The sequence below is a fragment of the Paraburkholderia sp. SG-MS1 genome (assembly GCF_012275575.1).
Lineage (GTDB): Bacteria > Pseudomonadota > Gammaproteobacteria > Burkholderiales > Burkholderiaceae > Paraburkholderia.
In genome coordinates this window covers 39,050-47,137 of sequence record NZ_NPIH01000091.1, presented here as the reverse complement: position 1 = coordinate 47,137, position 8,088 = coordinate 39,050, and the positions used below count along the sequence as shown (strand labels likewise).

Sequence of the window (8,088 nt, the reverse complement as noted above, 5' to 3'; positions counted from 1 at the left end):
TAGAGTACTTGGCTACGAACCAAGGGGTCGTGGGTTCGAATCCTGCCAGCCGCACCACCTATGAAGGGCCTTCCAATCGGAAGGCCCTTTGTTTTTGTCTCGTGCTTTTGCGCAAGCGCTTGGGCACCCTGCTCGCATCACCTCGTGGGTTACCGCGGCGGCGACTGGATATCTCCGATTCGCCCATCCGGGCTCGGCACATCCTCGACGACATCCCCGGACGCGCGCTCGCCGATCGCCCGAACCCGGTCGCCGGTCAGCGCTTGCGGCTCGCGCAGCACTTCGTCCACGCTATCGCCGAAACGGCTTGCGACGAACGCTCGCAGCAACGCCACCCGCAATGAATCGCCGCGCCCCTCCACGGCCCGCTGCCCGCCGTAAAACTCCACGACACAGTGCGCCGCGCCGCCATCGGTCCGCTCGCGCACTTCGAGCCGCTGCGCCCGCTCCAGGACCGCTGCGGCCGCTTCCCATGACGTCGACGGCGTGAAGCGCCCGTCCCATGGACGGCCGCGGTCATTGCCGCGAATCGAGACGGTTTCGCCGCTATCCGTAAAATAGATTTCGCGCACGAAGTCGTGCAGGCTGCGGGCCACCCAATAATCGAGCGCCACGCCGTTGAGGTCGGCTACGTTCATCAGCGTTCTCCCAGAGTTTCAGGTGAGACTTGCCGGTAGCCGGCGCGTTCAGATAAGAGTAGAGAACATCCGGAGCTCGCCAGGTACGCCAAGGCGAACCTAGGGGCGCGAAACCGTGCGCACTCAGTAGTCCGCGCGCTCGCGATCGATTCGCATGCCGCCATCGTGACGGTGATGCCCTTCTTCGCTCGGCCGTTCACGCGCAATGCGCATGACGTCCGGGTTCGTACGCACGCGGCGCATCACGTTGGCCAGATGAACGCGATCGCTCACCTGAATGACGAAGCGCAGCACCGTGGATTCCTGCGACAGGTCTTCGTCCATCGCGATATGGACGATGTTCGCATCTGCCGACGTGATGTCTGCGGCCACGCGGGCAAACACGCCCTTGGTGTTTTTGACCAGCACCTTCACCGCGACGTCGAACAGGCGGCCCGGCTGCGGCGCCCACGCGACGTCGATCCAGCGGCCCGGATCGCGCTTGTGGATGCGCTGCGCGACACGGCAGTCGGTGGTGTGGATGGCCATGCCGAGGCCGATGCCGATATAGCCCATGATGTCGTCGCCCGGAATCGGACGGCAGCAGGCGGACAACTGCACCGACATGCCCTCGGTGCCCGTGATGACCACCGGCGGCGCATGCGGCGCGGCCCCCGAGCGCGAGCCGTCGTCGTCGGCGTCGCGCCCGCTCATCAGCACTTCGATGCGCTTTGCCATCACCGCCGCGACACGCCGGCCGAGACCGATGTCCGCGAAAATTTCCTGACGGTTCTTGTTACCCGTCCACTGTACGAGTTTTTCCCACGCTTCCGGCGTCACATCCGACAGCGCGAGCCCGTAGCCCTTCAGTGCCTGGTCGACCAGACGCTCGCCGAGCTGCACGGACTCGTTCAGACGCATGGTCTTCAGATAGTGACGAATGGCCGAACGCGCCTTGCCGCTGCGCACGAAACCAAGCCACGCCGGATTCGGCTTCGAGTAAGGCGCCGTGATCACTTCGACGATATCGCCGCTCTTCAGCTCGGTGCGCAGGGGCAGCAGTTCATTGTTGATCTTCACCGCGACGCATTGGTTACCCAAGTCGCTGTGGATCGAGTACGCGAAGTCGAGTGCGGTGGCGCCGCGCGGCAGCGCCATGATTTTCGACTTCGGCGTGAACACGTAGACCGCATCCGGGAACAGATCGATCTTGACGTGCTCGAGGAATTCGCTCGAATCGCCCGCTTCGCTCTGAATGTCGAGCAGCGACTTCAGCCATTGGTGCGCACGTTTTTGCACATCGTTCAGGTCCGCGCTGCCGTTCTTGTACAGCCAGTGCGCGGCCACGCCCGCTTCGGCGATTTCGTGCATCTTGCGCGTGCGCACCTGGAACTCGATCGGCGCGCCGAACGGGCCGACCAGCGTGGTGTGCAACGACTGATAGCCGTTCACCTTGGGAATCGCGATGTAGTCCTTGAACTTGCCCGGGACGGGCTTATACAAGGCATGCAGCGCACCGATGCAGGTGTAGCATTCCAGCGCGCTTTCGACCACCACGCGGAAGCCATACACGTCGAGCACCTGCGAGAACGACAACTGCTTGTCGCGCATCTTCTTGTAGATGCTGAAGATGGTTTTCTCGCGGCCGGTGACTTCGGCGTCGATCTTCGCGTCGGCGATCGCGCGCTGTACCGACTCCAGAATCTTGCCTACCACCTCGCGCCGGTTGCCGCGCGCGGCCTTGACGGCTTTTTCAAGCGTGGCGTACCGATGCGGGTTGAAGTTCGCGAAGCTCAGGTCCTGCAGCTCGCGATAGGTGTTGTTCAGGCCGAGACGGTGAGCGATCGGCGCGTAGATATCGAGCGTTTCGCGCGCCACGCGGCGGCGCTTTTCCGGCGGCACCGCGCCGAGCGTGCGCATGTTGTGCAGCCGGTCGGCGAGTTTCACCAGAATCACGCGGACGTCGCGCGCCATCGCGAGCAGCATCTTGCGGAAGTTTTCCGCCTGCGCTTCTTCGCGATTGCGAAACTCCATCTTGTCCAGCTTCGACAGGCCGTCGACCAGTTCCGCGACCTTCGCGCCGAAGCGCTCGGCGAGTTCGGCCTTGGTCACGCCCTGGTCTTCCATCACGTCGTGCAGCAGCGCCGCCATGATCGACTGGGCGTCGAGGTTCCAGCCCGCGCACATTTCCGCGACGGCGACAGGATGCGTGATGTAAGGCTCCCCACTTTGGCGGTACTGGCCGAGGTGGGCTTCGTCGCTGAAATGGAACGCCGCCTTGATGTCCTTGATCTCTTCCGGCTGCAGATAGCCGGACAACACGGACGTCAGTTTGGCGATGGAGACGACGTCATGCCGGCGCGGTTGCTCCGGCGTGGCGGTGGGTCCGAACAGATGGCGGAACGATTGTTCCAGGACCGCGTCGATGTACTTGCGCGCAGACGAGGGTGAGTCGGCGTCGTGGTCCGCTTCGGTGGCGGTGGGCGGGGTAGCACTCATGGTCGCCTCCGTAGCGGGTTAGGGTTGGACGCCGGTCTGTACGTTATTGATGCAACTGGGTGTGGCAAATACGTGGCAATCGAAAACGGAACACTGCGCCTTAAACCGGCACCTTCTTCAGCATTTCGACACCGACCTGGCCGGATGCGATTTCGCGCAGCGCGACGACGGTGGGCTTGTCGCGGCTTTCGATCTTCGGCGTGTGGCCTTGAGCGAGCTGACGCGCGCGATAGGTTGCGGCAAGCGCGAGTTCGAAACGGTTCGGGATCTGTTTGAGGCAGTCTTCGACGGTAATGCGGGCCATGTTGGGTTCCTTCTCAGTATGTTGCTTATTCTACCTTATGTGCTCGGCACAACGCCGCGCTCAAGCGTGCGGCAGGTGAATGCCGAGCTGCACGAAAAGCTGCGTGTGACGCGCGTACTGCGAGGCGAAGCGCGAACGCGTGGCGGCGACGAGGCACTGCAGTTCGCTCAATGCGCGATCGAAGTTCTCGTTGATCACGACGTACTCCGCTTCGGCCGCGTGCGCCATCTCGCTACCGGCTGCCAGCAGGCGCCGCGTGATCACGTTCGGCTCGTCCTGGCCGCGCTTTTTCAGACGCTCTTCGAGCGCGTCGAGCGACGGCGGCAGGATGAAAATTTCGACCGCGTTGTGAAACTGCTTTTTCACCTGCTGTGCGCCCTGCCAGTCGATTTCGAGCAACACGTCGTGGCCGCTCTTCATCTGTTCCTCGATCCATACGCGCGACGTGCCATAGTAGTTGCCGTGCACTTCCGCGCTTTCGAGAAACTCGCCCTCGTCGTGACGCTTCATGAAGTCGTCGACGCTGGTGAAGTGATAGTGCTCGCCGTCCTGCTCCTTCGGACGCGGCGGGCGCGTCGTGTACGAGATCGACAGGCGGATCGCGTCGTCGCCGGCGAGCAATGCGTTCACGAGCGTCGACTTGCCCGCGCCCGAAGGCGCGACGACCATGAACAGATTGCCGGGATAAGCGCCGGCGTACGGATTGCGCGGAGCGCCGCTTTCGCGTGTGTGGTGATCGATCATGTCGGTGGTGTCCAGCTTTATTCCAGATTCTGTACTTGCTCGCGCATCTGTTCGATGAGCAGCTTCAGGGTCATCGACGAATCCGCGAGTTCCTTGGCCGCCGCCTTCGAGCCCAGCGTGTTCGCCTCGCGGTTCAGCTCCTGCATCATGAAGTCGAGCCGCTTGCCGACCTTGCCGCCCTTCTCGATCACGTGACGCGTTTCGTTCAGGTGAGCCGTGAGGCGCGACAGTTCTTCGGCAATGTCGATACGGATGCCGTACATCGTCACTTCCTGGCGAATCCGCTCGTTGATCTCTTCGCGCGAAACGATCGTGGCGGCCGTGTCCGGCGCGGCGATGCCGAGCGCTTCCTGCAACCGTTCGACGATCTTCTGCTGGTGCCTCGTAATCAGTTCCGGCACGAGCGGCGTGATCTTCGTGACGATCGTTTCCATTTCGGTGACGTTGGCGAGCAGCATCGTGGCGAGTTGCGCGCCTTCGCGAGCCCGCACGTCGATCAGATCGGTGATCGCCTGCTTGCCGCACGCGAGCACCGCGTCGCGCAGCACTTCCGGCGCCACGCCGCTTTCGGCCAGCACGCCCGGCCAGCGCAGAATCTCGCCGGTGCGCAGGCGGCCCGCTTCGGGGAATGTCGAGAGCACCGTGCGTTCGAGCAGTGCGAGCTGCGTGAGCGCGTCGCGATTGATCGCGCCCGCGTTCGCCGACTGTTCGCTGCGTTGCAGGTTGATGCGGATATCCACCTTGCCGCGCGACAGCTTGTTCATCAGCATTTCACGCAGCGTCGGCTCGCAGACACGCACGTCTTCCGGCATGCGGAAATTCAGATCGAGAAAGCGCGAATTCACCGTGCGCAATTCGACCGACACGCTCACGCCGCCTGTCCCCGAAGCCGCGACGAGTTCGCGCGTAGCGCTCGCATAGCCAGTCATGCTGTAGATCATCGTATTTCTCGCGATTGCGGCCATGCGTTCGACGCCGGCCTGAGAGGCAAATCGCCCGGCGTGTACGAGACGCGGGGCGGAGAATCGGCATTATCCCATTTTTGGCGACGACTTCCCCCGCGAGCGAGCGTGCATGCGGGCGAGCGCTCAGTGGGCCCGCGCAGTGACTCGACATCGACGATGCCATTTGGCCCGGCCCGCCGCCCTGCACTGCCGCTCGTCGCGCGTCACTGCCGTCCATCGGCAATGCGCGCGGCTGACCGCGCCCGTCGATCGGCTGTAAAATCGCGGTTTCCCTCCGCATTTCTTCCTGACCGATCCAACATGACCAACGACACCCAACGCCCCAGCGGCCGCCAGGCCACTCAGCTGCGCGACGTGCGCATCACGCGCCACTACACGAAGCACGCGGAGGGCTCGGTGCTGGTCGAATTCGGCGACACGAAAGTGATCTGCACCGCGAGCATCGCCGAGAGCGTGCCGTCGTTCCTGCGCGACCGCGGCCAAGGCTGGCTCACCGCCGAATACGGCATGCTGCCGCGCGCCACGCATACGCGCAGCGACCGCGAGGCGGCGCGCGGCAAGCAGACCGGGCGCACCCAGGAAATCCAGCGGCTGATCGGCCGCGCGCTGCGCTCGGTGTTCGATCTCGAGAAGCTCGGCGCGCGCACGTTGCACATCGATTGCGACGTGATCCAGGCCGACGGCGGCACACGCACGGCCAGCATCACCGGCGCGTTCGTGGCCGCGCATGACGCGGTGGCGAAACTGCTGACCACGGGCCGCATCGAAAGCTCGCCGATCACCGACTACGTCGCGGCCATCTCGGTCGGCGTGTACGACGGGCTGCCGGTGCTCGACCTCGATTACGACGAAGACTCGCAGTGCGACACCGACATGAACGTGGTGATGACGGGCGCAGGCGGCTTCGTCGAAATCCAGGGCACCGCCGAGGGCGTGCCGTTCTCGCGCGACGAAATGAACGCGCTGCTGGATCTGGCGAGCGACGGCATCAACACGCTGATCGCCAGGCAGAAAGAAGCGCTGGAGCAAAAGAGTGAATGAGGTTCGTCAAGACGACGGCGCGCATGCATCAGGCGCGGCGTTGAAGAAAGTCGTGCTGGCGTCGAACAACGCGGGCAAGCTGCGCGAGTTCGCGGCGCTGCTCGACGCGGCCGGCATCGAGCTGATTGCCCAGAGCACGCTGAACGTGCCGGAAGCAGAGGAGCCGCATCCGACCTTCGTCGAAAACGCGCTGGCGAAGGCGCGTCATGCGGCGAAGCTCACCGGCCTGCCCGCGCTCGCCGACGACTCCGGTCTGTGTGTGCGCGCATTGCGCGGCGCGCCGGGTGTGTACTCGGCGCGCTACGCGCAGCTCGCCGGCGGCGAGAAAAGCGACGCGGCGAATAACGCGCGCCTCGTCGCCGCGTTGCAGGGTGAAACCGATCGGCGAGGCTATTACTACTGCGTGCTCGCGCTCGTGCGTCACGCGGACGATCCCGAACCGCTGATCGCCGAAGGCCGCTGGCAGGGCGAAATTCTCGCTGCGCCGCGCGGCGAACATGGCTTCGGCTACGACCCGTACTTCTTTTTGCCGTCGTTGAACGCGAGCGCCGCCGAGTTGGCGCCCGCGGTGAAAAACGCCAGCAGCCATCGTGCGATTGCGTTGCGGCACCTGCTTGCGCGCCTCCCGGAGGAAGCGTGATTCCGATCAGGCCGGCGCCCGCCGACATCGGCAACGGCGTCATCAAGGCGTTCACCTCGCCGGGCAGTATCCGGCTGACATCGCTACCGCCATTGGCGCTGTATGTGCATTTTCCGTGGTGCGTACGCAAGTGTCCCTATTGTGATTTCAACTCGCACGAGTGGAAAGGCGAGACGTTTCCGGAGAACGATTACCTCGACGCATTGCGCGCGGACCTCGAGATGGCGCTGCCGCTGATCTGGGGTCGCCAGGTGCATACGGTGTTCATCGGTGGGGGCACACCCAGCCTGTTGTCGGCGGCGGGTCTCGACCGGATGCTGTCGGATATCCGCGCGCTGCTGCCGCTCGACGCCGACGCGGAGATCACGCTCGAAGCCAACCCCGGCACGTTCGAGGCCGACAAGTTCGCGCAGTTTCGCGCGAGCGGCGTGAACCGGCTGTCGGTCGGGATCCAGAGTTTCAATGAAGCGCATCTGAAGGCACTCGGCCGGATTCACGACGCGGCGCAAGCGCGCCACGCGGTCGAAGTCGCCGCGACCACGTTCGACAACTTCAACCTCGATCTGATGTTCGCGCTGCCGGGGCAGACGCTCGCCGAATGCCAAGCCGATATCGACACGGCGCTCTCCTTCGCGCCGCCGCATCTGTCGCTGTATCACCTGACGCTCGAACCGAACACGTTGTTTGCGAAATTCCCGCCCGCGTTGCCCGACGACGACGCGTCCGCCGACATGCAGGACTGGATCCACGAACGCACGACGGCCGCCGGCTACGAGCGCTATGAGGTGTCGGCGTATGCGCAGCCGCATCGGCAGAGCAAGCACAATCTGAACTACTGGCGCTTCGGCGACTATCTCGGCATCGGTGCCGGCGCGCATACGAAGCTGTCGTTTCCGAATCGCGTGCTGCGCCAGGCGCGCTACAAACATCCGACCACGTTCATCGAGCAGGCGAAGGCGGGCAGGGCAGTGCAGGAAGAGCACGAAGTCGCGCCGCGCGATTTGCCGTTCGAGTTCATGCTGAACGCGCTGCGTCTGGTGGAAGGATTTCCGGTGCACCGGTTCATCGAGCGCACGGGGCTGTCGATGACGTCAATCGAACCGGCGTTGCAGGAAGCCGAAAAACGCAAGCTGATCACACGCGACCACGAGAAGATCGCGCCCACGCCGCTCGGCCAGGCGTTCCTGAACGATCTGCAAGCGCTGTTTCTGAAAGATCCGCAGTGATTGCCGATCGACTGAGCACCGCAGCGGGGGTTTTTCAGGTTACAATTTCGGG

General features: G+C 63.9%; 8 protein-coding genes. 3 read left to right on the top strand and 5 right to left on the bottom strand.

The genetic code is table 11. The features are described from left to right. Window positions 1–149: 149 nt before the first annotated feature. The 5 genes from CIC12_RS06260 to CIC12_RS06240 all read right to left on the bottom strand — a co-directional run bounded on the left by CIC12_RS06260 (window position 150) and on the right by CIC12_RS06240 (window position 5,105). Window positions 150–638 (bottom strand): phage protein NinX family protein, encoded by a 489-nt coding sequence (locus CIC12_RS06260; protein ID WP_168663169.1) that lies wholly within the window; start codon window positions 636–638, stop codon window positions 150–152. A gap of 123 nt (window positions 639–761) precedes the next feature. Next, window positions 762–3,116, bottom strand: a complete 2,355-nt coding sequence (locus CIC12_RS06255; protein WP_168663167.1) for a RelA/SpoT family protein — start codon at window positions 3,114–3,116, stop codon at window positions 762–764. Between the two features lie 100 nt (window positions 3,117–3,216). Then, on the bottom strand, window positions 3,217–3,420 hold the full coding sequence (gene rpoZ, locus CIC12_RS06250) for a DNA-directed RNA polymerase subunit omega (protein ID WP_044848533.1): 204 nt from the start codon (window positions 3,418–3,420) through the stop codon (window positions 3,217–3,219). A gap of 60 nt (window positions 3,421–3,480) precedes the next feature. Next, window positions 3,481–4,164: a guanylate kinase gene (gmk, locus tag CIC12_RS06245; RefSeq protein ID WP_168663164.1), complete on the bottom strand. Its 684-nt coding sequence runs from the start codon at window positions 4,162–4,164 to the stop codon at window positions 3,481–3,483. A 17-nt stretch (window positions 4,165–4,181) separates the two neighbouring features. Continuing rightward, complete coding sequence (locus CIC12_RS06240) at window positions 4,182–5,105, bottom strand: YicC/YloC family endoribonuclease (RefSeq protein ID WP_121319031.1); 924 nt, start codon at window positions 5,103–5,105, stop codon at window positions 4,182–4,184. Between the two features lie 324 nt (window positions 5,106–5,429). Here CIC12_RS06240 and rph point away from each other — a divergent pair, with 324 nt between their 5' ends. Genes rph through hemW form a run of 3 tightly spaced genes read left to right on the top strand, consistent with a single transcriptional unit; the run spans window position 5,430 to window position 8,036 of the window. Then, on the top strand, window positions 5,430–6,170 hold the full coding sequence (gene rph, locus CIC12_RS06235) for a ribonuclease PH (RefSeq protein ID WP_168663163.1): 741 nt from the start codon (window positions 5,430–5,432) through the stop codon (window positions 6,168–6,170). Beyond that, entirely contained in the window at window positions 6,163–6,810 is a 648-nt protein-coding gene (gene rdgB, locus CIC12_RS06230; RefSeq protein WP_168663160.1) for an RdgB/HAM1 family non-canonical purine NTP pyrophosphatase, read from the top strand. Before rph ends, rdgB begins: the two co-directional genes overlap by 8 nt. Then, window positions 6,807–8,036, top strand: a complete 1,230-nt coding sequence (gene hemW, locus CIC12_RS06225) for a radical SAM family heme chaperone HemW (protein ID WP_168663158.1) — start codon at window positions 6,807–6,809, stop codon at window positions 8,034–8,036. Before rdgB ends, hemW begins: the two co-directional genes overlap by 4 nt. Window positions 8,037–8,088 lie beyond the last annotated feature (52 nt).

Bases quoted from the DNA above. Each gene is read 5' to 3' on its own strand.
- CIC12_RS06260 (WP_168663169.1), bottom strand. From the start codon at position 638: ATGAACGTAGCCGACCTCAACGGCGTGGCGCTCGATTATTGGGTGGCC.
- CIC12_RS06255 (WP_168663167.1), bottom strand. From the start codon at position 3,116: ATGAGTGCTACCCCGCCCACCGCCACCGAAGCGGACCACGACGCCGAC.
- rpoZ (WP_044848533.1), bottom strand. From the start codon at position 3,420: ATGGCCCGCATTACCGTCGAAGACTGCCTCAAACAGATCCCGAACCGT.
- gmk (WP_168663164.1), bottom strand. From the start codon at position 4,164: ATGATCGATCACCACACACGCGAAAGCGGCGCTCCGCGCAATCCGTAC.
- CIC12_RS06240 (WP_121319031.1), bottom strand. From the start codon at position 5,105: ATGATCTACAGCATGACTGGCTATGCGAGCGCTACGCGCGAACTCGTC.
- rph (WP_168663163.1), top strand. From the start codon at position 5,430: ATGACCAACGACACCCAACGCCCCAGCGGCCGCCAGGCCACTCAGCTG.